The organism is Vibrio sp. 1078-1 (assembly GCF_033340475.1).
In genome coordinates this window covers 63,939-81,583 of record NZ_JAWOWM010000017.1, presented here as the reverse complement: position 1 = coordinate 81,583, position 17,645 = coordinate 63,939, and the positions used below count along the sequence as shown (strand labels likewise).

Here is a 17,645-nt window from a genome sequence, read left to right as displayed (position 1 = left end):
CGGATAAATTTGCATCAAAAGCGGTCAAAAGAGCACGTTATTTCTACAGTTCTCTAAATTTATCTGCGAAAAGAGCCACTTTTTCCCAATTGGTGTACTCCACCTCTTTGGTCGTATCGGTTTCGCCACCCGTCATCGACATAATGAACCTAATCATAGTTCTGTCGAACCAGCTATAACGTGGGTAATAAAGTGCACCAGCAAAAACACCGATTAGCGTTGGTTTCCAAGGCGACTTAATTAGGAACTTGCGAATGTAGGCACTACCTTCAGGTGTATCCTTTCCTTGGTCCTCTTTACGAGCGGTTAGGTTTACGCAGAAAAATGCCACTTTATTTTGCTCCAATTGATTGAGGTTTCGCTCAATAAACTGGTATAGCTTTTTATTAAGATGGCCATAGCGAATAGAGGCGCCTATCAATACTCTGTCGTATTGGCTGAAGTCAATCGTCTCGACATTATGTAAATCCACCAGCTCACAATCGAAGTCTGGAAGTTGTTCATCTATATAGTGGAGAATTTTTTTAGTCTGCCCTTCGCGGGAAGAGTATAGAAATAATGCTTTTGCCACGATTTCCCCTTAGCTACGCCAAAACGTCGGCGTAAGTAGAATAAGTAAGGTAAAGATTTCCAAACGACCAAACAGCATAGAAACTATTAATACCCATTTTGCTTTGTCGTTAACATCACCAAAGTGAAGCGCCACTTCTCCCAAGCCAGGACCGAGGTTGTTCAGAGTCGCAGCCACCGCCGAGAACGCACTGAGCTCATCCATTCCTGTTGCAATCAACCCCAACATACAAACCACAAATACCAATGCGTATGCGGAGAAGAAACCCCAAACCGCATCGACAACACGTTGCGGTAGGGCACTGCCACCTACTTTGATGGTGTAAACCGCGCGTGGATGGACTAAACGTTTTAGTTCACGCGCACCTTGTAAGGTAAGAAGCAGGATACGGATCACTTTCATGCCGCCGCCTGTTGAACCAGCACAACCACCTATAAAGGAAGAGAACAATAACAGCACAGGTAAGAAGAGCGGCCAATCCGCAAAACCTGTTGTCGTAAAGCCCGCTGTTGTGGATATTGATACGGTTTGGAACAGAGCCTGATCGAAAGCATCGTATGTCGATGTGTAAGAGTGATGTTTCAGTAATAATAGAAAGCAAATGATAAATAGCAGCACTTGAATGAACAAGAAGGCGCGAAACTCAGGATCTTTCCAGTAATACTTGGGATGTACGCCACCTGATGCAAATGCAGCAAAGTGCAGTGTGTAATTACATGCAGATATAAGCAGAAAAACCACCGTAATCAGGTTAATCGCGTAACTATCAAAGTATCCGATGCTGGCATCGTGGGTAGAGAAGCCACCAATGGCAATGGTGGAAAAGCTGTGACTGATGGCATCAAATGGCGTCATACCAGCTAACCAAAAAGCCGAAGCACAGGCGATAGTCAGGCTCAAATAGATGTACCAAAGCGCCTTAGCAGTTTCTGCTATGCGCGGCGTCACTTTAGTGTCCTTGACTGGACCTGGGATCTCGGCGCGGTAAAGCTGCATACCACCAATGCCAAGTACTGGCAAAATCGCCACCGCTAATACGATGATTCCCATACCGCCGAACCACTGCAGTAACTGTCGATAGAATAGAATCGCTTTAGGTAACTCATCCAAACCAACAATAACGGTCGCCCCGGTCGTCGTGAGAGCAGAAAACGATTCAAAAAACGCATCTGTCACTGAGACGTTCGGGTTGTCAGCAATGAGAAAGGGGATCGAGCCTGCACTGCCAAGTACTGTCCAGAATAAGACGACAATAAGAAAGCCATCTCGAGCTTTAAGCTCGTGCTTATACCTGCGGTTTGGGTACCAACAAACGGCCCCACAAAACAGCAGAACAAAAAATGTCGTGACAAAAGGCACACCAGCACCATCTCGATAGATCAGCGCAACGAGTGCTGGCGCAAGCATAGTGACACTAAAGAGTGCGAGCAGTAGCCCGACGATTCGAATAATTGAACGAAATTGCATGGATAAATTGACTAGCGAAGCTGTCCCTGTTGCTTCCTGTTTTTCATTATTGTCCGTCTAGCGGAGTGACAATTGCCTTTGCCCCGCTTTTATTGATGATTGCTTGGGTAAACGCGCTCACTTCTCGAAGCTCAATTTCCACCACTAATACCACCTGATCGCTGTATTCAGCCTCGACTTCTATTGCACCAAATTGCGGCATGATTGATTGTGCGATAGGCATAAACCCATAGTCTAACGTTAGTCTGAGCTTTGTGGTTATTTTTTTCTCAATAGTTTGAAGCAGCTTGAGCGCTTGTTGAACCCCACCCCCATACGCTTTAACCAAGCCGCCTGTACCTAACTTGATTCCACCAGAGTATCGCGTGACCACAGCCGTGATCTCCCCCACCCCAGATCCAGACAGCTGCGCCAGGATTGGTTTGCCTGCCGTCCCTGAAGGTTCTCCATCATCACTAAAGCCCCACTTCATCGAATCTTCTGGTCGACCAGCAACAAAGCCCCAACAGTTATGTCTAGCATCAGCGTGTTTAGCTTTGATTTGATCAACAAATGCTTTTGCAGCTTCGATACTTGGCGTGTGTGCCAAATAAGTAATGAAGACGCTCTTTTTAATTTCTTCTTCAAATTGAGCGGGCTCTGCTGGAATCAGATAAGGCTTGTCATTCATAGGATTATGGATTCATGTCTATTTGCCTGAAGTCTATCACGAGTGTGATTTACCCGTCGCATAAGATCTGCCACAGCGCACAATGTTAAACACTTGTTTAAAAAATGTATTGAAATTAAACAATCCACGATCCAAACTAACCTTACTGGTCAAACCAGAACAAAAATAAAACGACTTCCTCGATACCTATTTGCCGAGGTACACGGCGTCGTTGAAATAGGTATACAGACAATCCACGATTGTATGTCATGGAGATAGACAATGATTTACCAAGCCGAAACCCTACAGGTAAAGGAAATACAAGATGGTATTGCAGAGCTAAGCTTCTGCTCTCCAAAATCCGTCAACAAACTCGACCTAGCGACATTAGAATCGCTAGATAAAGCTCTTGATGCGCTCATTGCCCATCAAGGCCTCAAGGGGTTGTTGCTCACTTCAGATAAAGACGCATTCATTGTAGGCGCAGACATTACCGAGTTTTTAGGTCTGTTTGCTAAAACGGATGCCGAGCTCGACCAATGGCTGCAATTTGCTAATAGCATCTTTAACAAATTAGAAGACTTACCCGTTCCGACCATCTCAGTGATCAAAGGCCACGCTCTTGGTGGCGGTTGTGAATGTGTGCTAGCAACAGACATGCGTATTGGTGACAAAACCACCAGCATCGGCCTACCAGAAACGAAACTGGGAATCATGCCGGGCTTTGGTGGTTGTGTACGCTTACCTCGCGTTATTGGCGCAGACAGCGCAATGGAAATCATCACCCAAGGTAAAGCATGCCGAGCTGATGAAGCATTGAAAATTGGCTTACTCGATGCTGTTGTAGAGACTGATGCTTTATACGAATCAGCACTACAAACTCTTAACTCTGCAATTAACGAGAAACTTGACTGGCAAGCACGCCGAGCACAGAAAACATCTCCGCTAACGCTGAGTAAGCTTGAATCAATGATGAGCTTCACCATGGCGAAGGGTCTGGTGGCACAAAAAGCAGGTCCTCACTACCCTGCCCCAATGACAGCCGTTATCACGATTGAAGAAGGTGCTCGCTTTGCACGTAATGAAGCGTTAGACATTGAACGTAAGCACTTCGTGAAATTGGCTAAATCGGAAGAAGCAAAATCACTCGTTGGCCTATTCCTTAATGATCAATACATCAAAGGCATTGCGAAAAAAGCAGCGAAGTCAGCAAGTAAAGACACGCAACGTGCAGCCGTATTAGGTGCAGGTATCATGGGTGGCGGCATTGCTTACCAATCAGCGCTAAAAGGTGTGCCAGTCTTAATGAAAGACATCGCGCAAGCGTCGCTCGACCTAGGCATGACTGAAGCATCTAAGCTGCTGAATAAACGCTTATCTCGCGGTCGCATTGATGGCTTTAAGATGGCGGGTATTTTAGCATCAATCACACCGAGCTTACATTACGCAGGTATTGAAAACTCTGATGTGATTGTTGAAGCTGTCGTTGAAAACCCGAAAGTAAAAACAGCAGTTTTAAGTGAAGTTGAATCCCATGTCGGTGACGACACCGTTATCACCTCAAACACCTCGACGATTCCTATCAACCTATTGGCAAAATCACTAAAACGCCCAGAAAACTTCTGTGGTATGCACTTCTTCAACCCAGTGCATCGTATGCCTCTTGTTGAGATCATCCGTGGTGAGCACACCTCTGATGAAACCATCAATCGTGTTGTGGCGTATGCTGCGAAAATGGGCAAATCACCAATTGTCGTTAATGACTGCCCAGGGTTCTTCGTTAACCGCGTATTGTTCCCATACTTTGGCGGCTTCAGCATGCTACTTCGTGATGGTGCTGACTTTACGAAAATCGACAAAGTCATGGAGCGTAAGTTTGGCTGGCCGATGGGACCGGCGTACTTACTTGACGTAGTCGGCATTGATACCGCGCACCACGCACAAGCTGTGATGGCTGACGGTTTCCCTGAGCGTATGGGTAAACAAGGTCGTGATGCGATTGATGCACTATTCGAAGCAGACAAATATGGTCAGAAAAATGGTAATGGCTTCTACAGCTACACCATAGATAAAAAAGGTAAGCCGAAGAAAACCTTCTCCGAAGCGATCTTACCGGTACTTGCTGACGTTTGTGCCGATAAGCAGGACTTTGACGATCAGACCATCATTCAACGTATGATGATTCCAATGATTAACGAAGTGGTGCTGTGCCTACAAGAAGGCATCATCGCAACTCCGCAGGAAGCAGATATGGCATTGGTTTATGGTCTTGGTTTCCCTCCATTCCGCGGTGGCGTATTCCGTTATCTAGACAGCGTGGGTATTGCTGAATACGTTGAAATGGCAAAACAACACGCCGAGCTAGGTGCGATGTACCAAGTACCGCAAATGCTGATTGATATGGCGGCGAAAGGTGAAAGCTTTTACGGTGCACAACAGCAAGGTTCTATCTAAGGAGGGATTCTAAAATGACTAATCAAACAAGAAATGTTGTCGTAGTCGATTGTCTACGTACTCCAATGGGTCGCTCTAAAGGTGGTGCTTTCCGTCATACACGAGCAGAAGATCTATCTGCGCGCCTAATGAAAGGCATTCTTGCGCGTAACCCACAAGTGAACCCAAGCGAGATTGAAGACATCTACTGGGGCTGTGTACAGCAAACACTAGAGCAAGGCTTTAACGTTGCACGTAATGCCGCGCTACTCGCGGGCCTGCCGATTGAAATTGGCGCCGTGACGGTTAACCGCTTGTGTGGTTCATCAATGCAAGCGCTTCACGACGGTACACGTGCCATCATGACTGGCGATGCTGAAATCTGCCTAATTGGTGGCGTTGAGCACATGGGGCATGTGCCAATGAACCACGGTGTAGACTTTCACCCAGGTATGTCAAAGAACGTAGCAAAAGCTGCGGGCATGATGGGCTTAACGGCTGAAATGCTTGGTAAATTACATGGTATTAGCCGTGAGCAACAAGACGATTTTGCCGCTCGCTCTCACGCTCGTGCGCACGCAGCAACCGTAGAGGGTCGTTTTAAAAATGAAATTCTACCAATTGAAGGCCACGCAGCAGACGGCACACTGTTCACTCTGGATTACGACGAAGTGATTCGCCCTGAAACATCCGTTGAAGGTCTATCTCAACTTCGCCCAGTGTTCGACCCAGCAAACGGTACAGTAACAGCCGGTACATCATCGGCTCTGTCCGATGGTGCATCAGCGATGTTGATCATGAGTGAAGAGAAAGCCAATGAGCTTGGTTTGAAGATTCGTGCACGTATTAAAGGCATGGCCATTGCGGGCTGCGATCCTTCTATTATGGGTTACGGTCCTGTACCTGCGACGAAAAAAGCGCTCAAGCGTGCTGGTCTTTCAATTGAAGACATGGATGTGGTTGAGCTAAACGAAGCATTTGCCGCGCAGTCTCTGCCGTGTGCTAAAGACTTAGGCCTGCTTGATGTTATGGATGAGAAAGTCAACCTTAACGGTGGTGCGATAGCATTGGGTCATCCACTAGGCTGTTCTGGTTCACGTATCTCAACAACGTTGATCAACCTAATGGAAGCGAAAGACGCGAAATATGGTCTGGCCACCATGTGTATCGGTTTGGGTCAGGGCATTGCGACAGTATTTGAACGACCATAACAGTTCAAGACGTTGTTGTAGTGATCGAGCCAACAATCATAAGCAAATGAACTAATAATAAAATTTTTAGTATTACACTTAAGGGCGACAATTGATGTCGCCCTTTTTGTTTTACATCAAACATGCATGAAGAGCATACATTAAATGCTCAAGTTTCATTTTATTCATAGACAAAGAAGACATACACTTAGACCAGTTGATATCTTGCTGCATGTGACCCAGAGTCATGCTACCGCACAATCGGAGAACCTTATGTTTAATGCTCTAGTTCTAAATCAAGAAGACAAACGTACTATCGCTAACATCGAGCAAATCGATGAAACACAACTGCCTGAAGGCGACGTTCTGATTGACGTTGATTACTCATCGTTAAACTACAAAGACGGTCTTGCGATCACAGGTAAAGGTAAAATCATCCGTAACTTCCCGATGGTGCCAGGTATTGACCTAGCAGGTACGGTAGTAAGCTCAGAAGACGACCGCTACCAAGCTGGTGACAAAGTTGTCCTTACTGGCTGGGGCGTGGGTGAAAACCACTGGGGTGGTATGTCTCAGCGTGCTCGTCTAAAAGCGGATTGGCTAGTACCACTACCAAAAGGTCTAGACAGCAAGAAAGCAATGATGGTTGGTACTGCTGGCTTCACTGGTATGCTGTGTGTTCAAGCACTGCTTGATGCAGGCATCAAACCTGAAAATGGCGAAATCCTAGTAACTGGCGCAAGTGGCGGTGTAGGCTCAGTCGCAGTAACGCTTCTAGCACAGCTTGGCTACAAAGTTGCTGCAGTGACAGGTCGTGTAGAAAAAAATGGCCCGCTACTTGAAAAACTAGGTGCTAGCCGCATCATCGACCGTACTGAATTTGAAGAACTAGCACGTCCACTTGAAAAGCAAGTATGGGCAGGTGCGGTTGATACTGTAGGCAGCAAAGTACTGGCTAAAGTATTGGCGCAAATGGATTACAACAGTGCAGTTGCAGCTTGTGGTCTTGCTGGTGGTTTTGATCTACCAACCACAGTGATGCCGTTCATCCTACGTAATGTTCGCCTACAAGGTGTGGACTCAGTAATGTGCCCAACAGAGAAACGTATCGCTGCATGGGAAAAGCTGGTCGAGCTACTACCAGACAGCTACTTCGAGCAAGCGTGTACTGAAGTTGCTCTTGCTGAAGCACCGAAATATGCAGAAGACATCACCAACGGTCAAGTAACGGGTCGTGTGGTTATCAAGCTATAAATACTGACTCAGTGTAAACAGACGAAGAGCCGGCATTGCTGGCTCTTTTTTGTTAGCAGTTCAGTCCCATATCTTCGATACGTTTAGCTATCAGACGGCTACACTCTTCACGCACAATCGTTCTTAACCATTCTTGAGCGGGAGAATGCTCGCAACGCGCATGCCAAATCATCGAGTATTCAAACGGCGTGAATTGGAATGGTAACGGTTTCACCACTAAGTCATAACGCTCGGCAACCAGATACGCCAAGTCCGCTGGCACTGTGATGATAATTGGCAAGGTATCCATGATCGCCAATGCGGCTTCTAAATGATAAGCCCGCAGAACCATTTTACGCTTAGGTTTCTCCATCAAAGCTTGTTCGATCAGTGTCTTAACACCATCACTGATGGCGATCATGGCATGTGGATGACTCAGATAATCATCCAAGCTCATTTCTTTATCCGCTAATGGATGCTGTTTTGAAAGCATACACAGCACCCCCACTCGCCCCAACACTTCACTGCGTAGAGGCTCCACCGGGCCTGTCGGGCGACAAATCGCTAAGTCTGCACCTTCATAAGTGAGCTGATCTGATAAACGGTCGTGTTGCAGTGGTAAGAAGTTGAAAGACACGTTTGGCGCTTCTTGGTAAATTCTCGGCAAAGCGAACGGTAAGATTGTTTGCATGGCATAGTCGGTGGTCACGATGTTGAAAGTCTGCACGCATTGCAATGGGTCAAACTCAACCGGAGATAACAACTGACGTAAAGACTCTAATGGTTCGCCCAATGAGCGATCGATCTCTAACGCTTTCTGAGTTGGGATCAAATGCTGTCCCTGACGAGTAAACAGCGGGTCTCCCAACAAGTCACGTAGACGACCAAGCACACGACTCATTGCCGATTGACTCAAGTTCAGACGTGTTGCCGCCTTACTGACACTGTTTTCTTCTATCAGTACTCGCAACGCAACCAGTAAATTTAAATCTCGGCGATAGATGTCTTCCAGTTCCACGAATTAGCCACTTATTTTGTATGTGTTTGGGTAAATTGTACTCTTTAGGCAAAAAAAATCCCGCCTTTCAGCGGGGAAGCCCAAGAAAAATGGGGATAGTGTCGGAATGAAGTGTCGGTAAAAAATAGGTGAGCGTTATTAAAAGCATTCTGATCCAAGCAAGAAGCGCTAATTTTCTTGCTCAGATGCGCCAGACCATCTGCGCATCTCGATCCAAATCCCAATAATAGTGGCAACCATGCCTACTAGAGGCGTCAAAGAGGTGTCAGCTGGCGTCCTGAGTACCAATGCACAAAACGAGATAAAACACAGCACTGAGTAAATCGTAAGTCTGTCTAACGCTGTTAACATTGCCTCTCCCTTGCCAGTTGTTACCAAATTGTTAATTTAAGGTAAAACAAAAAATTCGGTTTGCCAAGTGGTTATTGAATATTTTTTCAACGAAAGTAAAATTCAACGCTCAGTTAGTTACGAGAATCACACTATGAGCTTTAATCCTGAACTGGCAAACAAGACATTAGAGGCGGAAGGACTGCGCTGCCCAGAGCCAGTGATGATGGTCAGGAAGACAATTCGCAACATGCAAGATGGTGAGATTTTGCTGGTCAAAGCAGACGATCCATCCACAACTCGAGACATTCCGAGTTTCTGCCGCTTTATGGACCACCAATTAGTTGCGGCACAAACGGAGCAAGTTCCGTATCAGTACCTGATCAAGAAAGGATTGGAATAATCTGGTCGAACTAAAAACGGCAGCCAATATTGGCTGCCGTTTGTTTATTCGTCGTATTCGAGTGTGCGAACTTCTGATTGGAGCTTGTTAAGTTGTTTCTTCATTGCCCGCATCTCTTCATGCATAGGAATGATGTGAGCGACACGAATCCACGCTTCTACTGTCAATCCAGTAAGAACGAACGATCCTGCTACAATCGGTAACCACATATCAGTTAGCACCATCGCTAGTAAACACAGCGCTAAACCAAAAGTGAATAAATAACTCTGACTCTTCGGGGACATCCCCATGTAACGTGTAAGCATAAACTTGCCCTCTCGCTATCATTCACACCATTAAACTACCATGACAAGTATGACACTTATATGTCATCCGTCACGCAACGGAACGATTTAGAGTCAGAGTTTGAACTCGCGCAGCACGCTACTAATGATTGATAACTCACATCATTTCACGTGCAAAAAATCAGAACAGTGCAGCCCCTATTGCCAGAGCAATAAACAAAAATGCGGTGATTTTACGGATCAGCCCTAAAGGCATCTTGTCGGCCGACAATTTACCAATCAGGACCACAGGTACATTCGCCAGCAGCATACCGATTGTGGTACCGATAATCACCAAACTTAACGCATCCGCGTATTGCGCCCCTAAGATGGAAGTGGCGATCTGAGTTTTATCGCCTATCTCCGCAACGAAGAACGCGATAAAGCTGGCAATAAATGGGCCTCGATTAGAAATCTGTTCGTCATCATCCAGTTTGTCCGGGATCAGAACCCAAGCCGCCATCGCGACAAAACTGACCACCAGCACCCACTTTAAAATCTCAGGTGATAGATAGTCTGCGACAACCACACCTAACCATGCAGCCAAAGCGTGGTTGGCAATAGTTGCCAAAAAGATTGCTGCAATAATTGGGATTGGTTTTCGGTAACGACTTGCGAGTAATAGAGATAGCAATTGGGTCTTATCGCCAATTTCTGCTAACGCTACAGTAGTAATTGAAATAGCTAAAACGCTCACGACATGCTCATTGGGGCAGGGATTATTATTTTTAACCGAAGACAAACCTCACGCCCCTACCCCGGTTCGTGATGATTTGTCTAAGGTCTTGCTAAACTTGAAAGGCTTCAAGTCTCGAACGCCATGGTGATTTTGCACCAATTATGTTGACGGACGAACCAGATGAAACAGAAACTTCATCAGGTAAGCTACTCCCCAAAGACAGGCGCAATTCTAGCCACCTTTGTTGCGCTTCTCAAGAGCCAAAGCAGGCAAAAACTCCCTTTTAGGAAAAATACAGCAGATAACGCGGTAAAAATTCATTAAAGGAGAAAATCGCCCACGAATTAATCAAGATTAGCTCTACTCCCATGCTCAATATCTGGTTATACTAGATTGTTAATTTATTCAACCGTAATTACTCTTTATCGCCGTTGTTAGAGTTGAAAAACTCGGCATAGATGACGAATTAACGAGTAACAAGAGAATCGCGCGAACCTGACTTATGCAAAAATACGATATCAAAACCTTCCAGGGAATGATCCTCGCGCTGCAGGATTATTGGGCTCAAAATGGTTGTACCATTGTTCAACCGCTAGATATGGAAGTGGGTGCGGGTACCTCTCACCCAATGACCTGTCTACGAGCGCTTGGCCCAGAGCCAATGTCGACAGCTTACGTACAACCTTCACGTCGTCCTACTGATGGCCGTTACGGTGAAAACCCTAACCGTCTTCAGCACTACTACCAATTCCAAGTAGCGCTAAAACCATCGCCTGACAATATTCAAGAGTTGTACCTTGGCTCCCTTGAAGTTCTTGGTATTGACCCTCTTGTACACGACATCCGTTTCGTAGAAGACAACTGGGAAAACCCAACACTAGGCGCATGGGGTCTGGGCTGGGAAGTTTGGCTAAACGGCATGGAAGTGACTCAGTTTACTTACTTCCAGCAAGTTGGTGGTCTTGAGTGTAAGCCAGTAACTGGTGAGATCACTTACGGTATCGAACGTCTAGCAATGTACATCCAAGAAGTAGACTCTGTTTACGACCTAGTTTGGAACATCGCGCCAGACGGCAGCAAAGTGACTTACGGTGACATCTTCCACCAAAACGAAGTAGAGCAATCAACTTACAACTTCGAGCACGCAGACGTTGATTTCCTATTTGGTTTCTTCGAACAGTGTGAGAAAGAGTGTAAAGAGCTGCTTGAGCTTGAAAAGCCACTGCCACTACCTGCTTACGAGCGCATTCTAAAAGCTGGTCACGCATTCAACCTACTAGACGCGCGTAAAGCGATCTCAGTAACTGAACGCCAACGTTACATCCTACGCATCCGCAACCTGACGAAAGCAGTTGCAGAAGCATACTACGCATCGCGTGAAGCTCTTGGCTTCCCAATGTGTAAGAAAGAACAAGCGTAAGGGGTAGAGTAACATGGCAAAAGAATTTCTAATCGAGCTAGGCACAGAAGAGCTACCACCAACGCAACTTCGCACTCTAGCTGAAGCATTCGCAGCAAACTTCGAAGCAGAACTAAAAGGCGCTGAGCTTGCTCATGAAGGCGTTAAATGGTTCGCGGCACCTCGTCGTCTTGCACTTAAAGTAGCAGCACTAGCAGACAGCCAGTCTGACAAAGTTGTTGAAAAGCGTGGTCCGGCGGTTTCTGCAGCGTTTGACGCGGAAGGCAACCCAACAAAAGCGGCTCAAGGCTGGGCACGCGGTTGTGGCATCACGGTTGACCAAGCAGAGCGCATGGTAACAGACAAAGGTGAATGGCTACTGTTCAAACAAGAAGTGAAAGGTCAGCCAACGTCTGAGATCGTAGTTGAACTTGCAGCGAAAGCACTAGCAAACCTACCTATCGCAAAACCAATGCGCTGGGGTAACAAAACGACTCAATTTATCCGTCCAGTTAAGACGCTAACCATGCTAATGGGCAGCGAGCTAATCGAAGGCGAGATCCTTGGTGTTGCTTCAGACCGCACTATCCGTGGTCACCGCTTCATGGGTGAGCAAGAGTTTACTATCGATTCTGCTGAGCAATACCCTGCGATCCTAGAAGAGCGCGGTAAAGTAATGGCAGATTACGAAGCGCGTAAAGCAATCATCCTAGCTGACGCACAAAAAGCGGCAGCAGCAGTTGGCGGTATCGCTGACCTAGAAGATGACCTAGTAGAAGAAGTAACGTCTCTGGTTGAATGGCCAGTAGTACTAACAGCGAAGTTCGAAGAAGAGTTCCTAAAAGTGCCTTCTGAAGCGTTGGTTTACACCATGAAAGGTGACCAGAAGTACTTCCCTGTTTATGACGAAAACAAGAAGCTACTACCTAACTTCATCTTCGTATCGAACATCGAATCAAAAGAGCCTCGTTACGTAATCGAAGGTAACGAGAAAGTAGTTCGCCCTCGTCTTGCTGACGCAGAGTTCTTCTTCAACACAGACCGTAAGCGTCCGCTTATCGACCGTCTGCCTGAACTAGAGCAAGCGATCTTCCAAAAGCAACTGGGTACGATCAAAGACAAAACAGACCGCATCACAGAGCTTGCTGGCTACATTGCTGAGCAAATCGGTGCTGACGTTGAGAAATCAAAGCGTGCTGGTCTACTAGCAAAATGTGACCTAATGACCTCAATGGTATTCGAATTCACGGATACTCAAGGTGTTATGGGTATGCACTATGCTCGCCACGACGGTGAAGCAGAAGAAGTTGCAGTAGCACTGAACGAGCAATACATGCCTCGTTTCGCAGGTGATGAACTGCCATCAAACGGTGTTTCAACTGCAGTTGCAATGGCAGACAAGCTAGACACTATCGTAGGTATCTTCGGTATTGGTCAAGCGCCTAAAGGCAGCGATCCATTCGCACTACGCCGCGCATCTCTAGGTGTACTACGTATCATCGTTGAATACGGCTACAACCTAGATCTTGTTGACCTAGTAGCGAAAGCGAAGTCACTGTTCGGCGACCGCCTAACCAACGACAACGTTGAACAAGACGTTATCGAGTTTATGCTTGGTCGTTTCCGTGCTTGGTACCAAGACGAAGGCTTCAGTGTAGACATCATTCAAGCAGTTCTAGCTCGTCGTCCGACGAAACCAGCAGACTTCGACCAACGAGTTAAAGCGGTTTCTCACTTCCGTGAACTAGAAGCAGCAGAGTCTCTAGCAGCAGCGAACAAACGTGTAGGTAATATCCTAGCGAAATTCGACGGCGAACTAGCAGCAGACATCGACCTAGCACTTCTACAAGAAGACGCAGAGAAAGCACTAGCAGAAAGCGTTGAAGTAATGACGGAAGCGCTAGAGCCAGCATTTGCTACAGGTAACTACCAAGAAGCCCTAAGCAAGCTAGCTGACCTACGTGAACCAGTTGATGCATTCTTTGATAACGTAATGGTAATGGCAGACGACGAAGCACTTAAGAAGAACCGTCTGACACTACTGAACAACCTGCGTAACCTGTTCCTACAGATCGCAGACATTTCTTTGCTTCAAAAGTAATTCATTACTCTTCGAAGTGATTAAGAAATAACTAAAAGGGAAGCAGATGCTTCCCTTTTTTGTTGCCTTCAAACCGATGAAGGTGACGCTTATTATTCATTTTGTGAACAAGACTAAAATTTGTAGGGTGAGACGCGTTTAACTTGTTGGTGTAGAGCTCGGATTGTAGAGGCACAGTTTTGCTATAACTGGACTGTTTATTCGGGGGAAGGACACAATGAAAAAAACAATTCTCGCACTCTCTATCGGTCTACTGAGCGCCTGCAGCCAGATACCAGAAAATGCCATCGTATTAAACGTTGGTGATGACACTGCTGTTTTTGAGGAAAACTCACAAGGCTTACTTGTCGCTGAGCAAAAACTCGAAAAAGGCAGCTACACCTTTACCATTGCCGACAGTAATCAAAGCTGTGGCAGTAGCTTTGCCCTAGCAGAAGAAGATCGCATCAAATTCAATCGTCCATTAAAAATGGATAACTGCGCCACTGACGCACAAATGCCGCTGCGCATCTTCAAAGCCAATACCTATCAATTTACGCTCAATCCAACCACCAATGAGCTGACGGTAAAAATCAAACCAAAACAGAGTCAGGACATCACCTACTCTTGCCCTGTCGCAACTGACACGCCAAAAACCATCAACGTTGCCCAAACCTTTAATGATGGCACTGTCGTTCGTGATGCCTTAACCGGACAAGAAACCACTGTCGCCAATGGCAGCGTCACCATGCAGCCGGGTCCTATGAGCCAAGGTCTATTGCTGCTAGAAGAAGTTGAACAGCAAGCCGACAAACCGTTCAGTTGGGACAATGCGACGGTGTACTTCGTCATGACCGACCGCTTCTACAATGGCAACCCAGACAACGACAACAGCTACGGTCGCAGCAAAGACGGAAAATATGAGATTGGTACCTTCCACGGTGGTGACTTATCGGGTCTAACGAAAAAACTCGATTACATCGAATCACTTGGTGTCAATGCTATCTGGATAACCTCACCACTGGAACAAATCCACGGCTGGGTTGGCGGCGGCGATAAAGGCGACTTTAAGCACTACGGCTACCACGGCTACTATCACCAAGATTGGACCAAGCTTGATGCCAACATGGGTACCGAAGATGAACTCAGAACCTTCGTCGATACTGCCCATAAGAAAGGTATCCGCGTGATTTGGGATGTGGTCATGAACCACACAGGTTATGCGACATTAGCAGACATGCAGGAATTCGGATTTGGTCAGCTTTACCTTGATGACCAAGAAGCCAAAGAAGTCCTTGGTGAAAAATGGACCGACTGGCAGCCAAAATCAGGACAAAGCTGGCACAGCTTCAACGACTACATCAAATACGGTGATAGCGAAGCGTGGGATAAATGGTGGGGCAAAGATTGGATCCGCACCGATATTGGCGACTACGATGCTCCGGGCTACAACGACATCACCATGTCTTTGAACTACCTACCGGATCTCAAAACCGAATCAACTCAGAAAACCGGATTACCAAACTTCTTCCGCAATAAAGACACCAATGCGCAAGATGAGCTGCAAACCCCACGTGAACACCTGATTACCTGGTTATCCGATTGGGTGCGCGACTATGGCATTGACGGCTTCCGTGTCGACACCGCTAAACACGTTGAAATGGAAGCGTGGGCAGAGTTGAAAGCCAGCACCACCCAAGCGCTTGCTCAATGGAAACAAAACAACCCGGACAAAGCCTTGGATGACCTACCTTTCTGGATGACGGGTGAAGTGTGGGCACACAGCGTGGTGAAGAGCAGGTATTTCGATAACGGTTTCGATTCCATCATCAACTTCGAGTTCCAATCTGACGTAGCACCAAAAGCACTGAAGTGTTTCGCTCAACTTGATAATGATTACCGCCGTTATGCAGAGCGCATCAATACCGATCCTGAGTTCAACGTGTTGAGCTACTTGTCTTCACACGATACACAGCTGTTTTGGTCAGCGCGCAGCCGCAGCTTTGATGACCAAGCACGTGCAGCAAATGCTCTGATGCTGGCTCCCGGTGCAGTACAGATCTATTACGGTGATGAGATAGCTCGTGATTTTGGCATTACTGGTTCAGACGCCCACCAAGGCACACGCTCAGATATGCCATGGGATAAGATTCAAGGCGAACGAGAAGATCTACTGCAACATTGGCAAAAGTTGGGGGAATTCCGTAAACGCCACCCCGCAGTTGCTCAAGGTAAGCACATCACTCGCAACCAAGAAGGTTATTACGCGTTCGAACGCCAATACCAAGACGACAAGGTGCTGATTGTTTACACCGGTGAGTAAATCACACTCTCTCCACCAGCAAGGGAAGCATAAGCTTCCCTTTTTTATTGTTCTTTTTGCCATTTAGTCTCGTCCCTCTGGTCTGATGACGCACTTTTTTCTTTTTCGGCTTAATTCACACTTTGCGTTAATTACACATTGAGGTAAGGTCAAGGATTACTCGATAAGCCGATAAAACATCGGCATAAACATACACAAAGCAATCACAATGAATTAGGTATAAGTCAGCATGCAGTTCTCAAAGTTTGGTGAAAAATTTAATCAGTATTCAGGTATTACGCAGTTAATGGACGATTTGAATGATGGTCTGCGCACACCAGGTGCCATCATGCTCGGTGGAGGTAATCCTGCCGCCATTCCTGCCATGCTCGATTACTTTCACCAAGCCAGTGAGGAAATGCTCGCCAGTGGGGAGCTCGTCGCCGCCCTCGCCAACTACGATGGCCCGCAGGGTAAAGACGCGTTCGTCAAAGCGCTAGCTCAGTTATTCCGTGAAACTTACGGCTGGGATATTTCCGAAAAAAACATCAGCCTAACTAACGGTAGCCAAAGTGGCTTTTTCTACTTGTTCAACTTGTTGGCAGGTAAACAGCCAGACGGTTCGCACAAGAAAGTGCTACTGCCTATCGCGCCTGAATACATCGGTTATGGTGATGCTGGCATTGATGAAGATATCTTTATCTCTTACCACCCAGAAATCGAGCTGTTAGATAACGGCCTGTTTAAATACCACGTCGATTTTGAGCAGCTAACCGTCGACGACTCTGTTGCGGCAATCTGCGCGTCTCGCCCAACTAACCCAACGGGTAATGTACTGACAGATGAAGAAGTACGTAAGCTGGACAAGCTAGCACGTGAGAACAACATCCCACTGATCATCGATAACGCTTACGGTCTACCTTTCCCGAACATCATCTTTGAAGATGTCGAACCGTTCTGGAATGAAAACACCATCCTATGCATGAGCCTATCTAAGCTTGGTTTACCGGGCGTGCGTTGTGGCATTGTGATTGCGAGTGAAGAAATCACGCAAGCATTAACTAATATGAACGGCATCATCAGCCTAGCGCCGGGCAGTGTTGGTCCAGCGCTGGCAAACCATATAATTGGCAAAGGTGATCTGCTTAAACTGAGTTCAGAGGTGATTAAGCCGTTCTACAAGCAAAAATCACAACGTGCGGTTGAACTGCTCCAACAAGCAATTACCGATGAGCGATTCCGCATCCACAAGCCGGAAGGCGCTATCTTCTTGTGGTTATGGTTTGATGAACTGCCAATCACAACAATGGAACTGTACCAACGCTTGAAAGCGCGTGGCGTATTGATTGTCCCTGGTGAATATTTCTTTATTGGTCACCAAGACGAGTGGGATCACGCGCACCAATGCCTGCGTATGAACTACGTTCAAGATGATGAGATGATGCAAAAAGGCATTGCGATTATCGCTGAAGAAGTGGAAAAGGCTTACCGCGAAGGTAAATAGACGGATTGAACTCAGCCGTTCTTCTCTTTGAAATTACGGCTTTGAAATAGCGGATTTGAAAACC

Annotated in this window: 15 protein-coding genes; 8 read left to right on the top strand and 7 right to left on the bottom strand. The window is 46.6% G+C overall.

All coding sequences use genetic code 11. The annotated features are described in order from the left end of the window. Window positions 1–43: 43 nt before the first annotated feature. Genes hemG through R7190_RS22175 form a run of 3 tightly spaced genes read right to left on the bottom strand, consistent with a single transcriptional unit; the run spans window position 44 to window position 2,708 of the window. Window positions 44–571, bottom strand: coding sequence for a menaquinone-dependent protoporphyrinogen IX dehydrogenase (gene hemG / locus R7190_RS22185; RefSeq protein ID WP_005378894.1), 528 nt, complete (start codon window positions 569–571; stop codon window positions 44–46). A gap of 9 nt (window positions 572–580) precedes the next feature. Next, window positions 581–2,038 (bottom strand): TrkH family potassium uptake protein, encoded by a 1,458-nt coding sequence (locus R7190_RS22180; RefSeq protein WP_005378893.1) that lies wholly within the window; start codon window positions 2,036–2,038, stop codon window positions 581–583. A gap of 46 nt (window positions 2,039–2,084) precedes the next feature. Continuing rightward, complete coding sequence (locus R7190_RS22175; RefSeq protein ID WP_005378891.1) at window positions 2,085–2,708, bottom strand: YigZ family protein; 624 nt, start codon at window positions 2,706–2,708, stop codon at window positions 2,085–2,087. A gap of 261 nt (window positions 2,709–2,969) precedes the next feature. On the opposite strand from R7190_RS22175, the gene fadB reads away from it, so the two are divergent. The 3 genes from fadB (at window position 2,970) to R7190_RS22160 (ending at window position 7,564) form a co-directional block, all read left to right on the top strand. Then, complete coding sequence (gene fadB, locus R7190_RS22170; protein ID WP_186584584.1) at window positions 2,970–5,141, top strand: fatty acid oxidation complex subunit alpha FadB; 2,172 nt, start codon at window positions 2,970–2,972, stop codon at window positions 5,139–5,141. Window positions 5,142–5,155: 14 nt separating this feature from the next. Next, window positions 5,156–6,331, top strand: coding sequence for an acetyl-CoA C-acyltransferase FadA (fadA, locus tag R7190_RS22165; RefSeq protein ID WP_186584583.1), 1,176 nt, complete (start codon window positions 5,156–5,158; stop codon window positions 6,329–6,331). A gap of 252 nt (window positions 6,332–6,583) precedes the next feature. Beyond that, window positions 6,584–7,564 carry an MDR family oxidoreductase gene (locus tag R7190_RS22160; RefSeq protein ID WP_042523906.1) on the top strand — a complete coding sequence of 327 codons (981 nt, stop codon included), beginning with the start codon at window positions 6,584–6,586 and terminating at the stop codon, window positions 7,562–7,564. A gap of 52 nt (window positions 7,565–7,616) precedes the next feature. Here R7190_RS22160 and R7190_RS22155 read toward each other — a convergent pair whose 3' ends face one another. Beyond that, complete coding sequence (locus tag R7190_RS22155) at window positions 7,617–8,561, bottom strand: LysR family transcriptional regulator (RefSeq protein WP_186584582.1); 945 nt, start codon at window positions 8,559–8,561, stop codon at window positions 7,617–7,619. A 168-nt stretch (window positions 8,562–8,729) separates the two neighbouring features. Further along, window positions 8,730–8,912 (bottom strand): hypothetical protein, encoded by a 183-nt coding sequence (locus R7190_RS22150; protein ID WP_005378880.1) that lies wholly within the window; start codon window positions 8,910–8,912, stop codon window positions 8,730–8,732. 133 nt (window positions 8,913–9,045) lie between these two features. On the opposite strand from R7190_RS22150, the gene tusA reads away from it, so the two are divergent. Next, window positions 9,046–9,294, top strand: a complete 249-nt coding sequence (gene tusA / locus R7190_RS22145) for a sulfurtransferase TusA (protein WP_005378879.1) — start codon at window positions 9,046–9,048, stop codon at window positions 9,292–9,294. 44 nt (window positions 9,295–9,338) lie between these two features. On the opposite strand, the gene R7190_RS22140 is transcribed toward tusA, so the two are convergent. Both R7190_RS22140 and R7190_RS22135 read right to left on the bottom strand, forming a co-directional pair. Continuing rightward, window positions 9,339–9,599 (bottom strand): hypothetical protein, encoded by a 261-nt coding sequence (locus R7190_RS22140; protein ID WP_005378878.1) that lies wholly within the window; start codon window positions 9,597–9,599, stop codon window positions 9,339–9,341. A gap of 160 nt (window positions 9,600–9,759) precedes the next feature. Then, window positions 9,760–10,314, bottom strand: coding sequence for a TMEM165/GDT1 family protein (locus tag R7190_RS22135; RefSeq protein WP_005378877.1), 555 nt, complete (start codon window positions 10,312–10,314; stop codon window positions 9,760–9,762). 484 nt (window positions 10,315–10,798) lie between these two features. On the opposite strand from R7190_RS22135, the gene glyQ reads away from it, so the two are divergent. From glyQ to R7190_RS22115, 4 genes are all read left to right on the top strand, one after another. After that, on the top strand, window positions 10,799–11,716 hold the full coding sequence (glyQ, locus tag R7190_RS22130) for a glycine--tRNA ligase subunit alpha (protein WP_005451074.1): 918 nt from the start codon (window positions 10,799–10,801) through the stop codon (window positions 11,714–11,716). A gap of 13 nt (window positions 11,717–11,729) precedes the next feature. Continuing rightward, a complete protein-coding gene (glyS, locus tag R7190_RS22125; RefSeq protein ID WP_085570055.1) occupies window positions 11,730–13,796 on the top strand; it encodes a glycine--tRNA ligase subunit beta in 2,067 nt (688 codons plus the stop codon). A 217-nt stretch (window positions 13,797–14,013) separates the two neighbouring features. Continuing rightward, on the top strand, window positions 14,014–16,098 hold the full coding sequence (locus tag R7190_RS22120) for an alpha-amylase (protein ID WP_186584581.1): 2,085 nt from the start codon (window positions 14,014–14,016) through the stop codon (window positions 16,096–16,098). Window positions 16,099–16,327: 229 nt separating this feature from the next. Continuing rightward, the gene (locus R7190_RS22115; RefSeq protein WP_186584580.1) at window positions 16,328–17,581 is read left to right on the top strand and encodes a valine--pyruvate transaminase; all 1,254 of its coding nucleotides are present in this window, start codon (window positions 16,328–16,330) and stop codon (window positions 17,579–17,581) included. Window positions 17,582–17,645: the final 64 nt, after the last annotated feature.

Bases quoted from the DNA above. Each gene is read 5' to 3' on its own strand.
- R7190_RS22120 (WP_186584581.1), top strand. From the start codon at position 14,014: ATGAAAAAAACAATTCTCGCACTCTCTATCGGTCTACTGAGCGCCTGC.
- R7190_RS22175 (WP_005378891.1), bottom strand. From the start codon at position 2,708: ATGAATGACAAGCCTTATCTGATTCCAGCAGAGCCCGCTCAATTTGAA.
- fadB (WP_186584584.1), top strand. From the start codon at position 2,970: ATGATTTACCAAGCCGAAACCCTACAGGTAAAGGAAATACAAGATGGT.
- R7190_RS22115 (WP_186584580.1), top strand. From the start codon at position 16,328: ATGCAGTTCTCAAAGTTTGGTGAAAAATTTAATCAGTATTCAGGTATT.
- R7190_RS22150 (WP_005378880.1), bottom strand. From the start codon at position 8,912: ATGTTAACAGCGTTAGACAGACTTACGATTTACTCAGTGCTGTGTTTT.
- R7190_RS22160 (WP_042523906.1), top strand. From the start codon at position 6,584: ATGTTTAATGCTCTAGTTCTAAATCAAGAAGACAAACGTACTATCGCT.
- R7190_RS22180 (WP_005378893.1), bottom strand. From the start codon at position 2,038: ATGCAATTTCGTTCAATTATTCGAATCGTCGGGCTACTGCTCGCACTC.
- glyS (WP_085570055.1), top strand. From the start codon at position 11,730: ATGGCAAAAGAATTTCTAATCGAGCTAGGCACAGAAGAGCTACCACCA.
- tusA (WP_005378879.1), top strand. From the start codon at position 9,046: ATGAGCTTTAATCCTGAACTGGCAAACAAGACATTAGAGGCGGAAGGA.
- glyQ (WP_005451074.1), top strand. From the start codon at position 10,799: ATGCAAAAATACGATATCAAAACCTTCCAGGGAATGATCCTCGCGCTG.
- R7190_RS22140 (WP_005378878.1), bottom strand. From the start codon at position 9,599: ATGCTTACACGTTACATGGGGATGTCCCCGAAGAGTCAGAGTTATTTA.
- fadA (WP_186584583.1), top strand. From the start codon at position 5,156: ATGACTAATCAAACAAGAAATGTTGTCGTAGTCGATTGTCTACGTACT.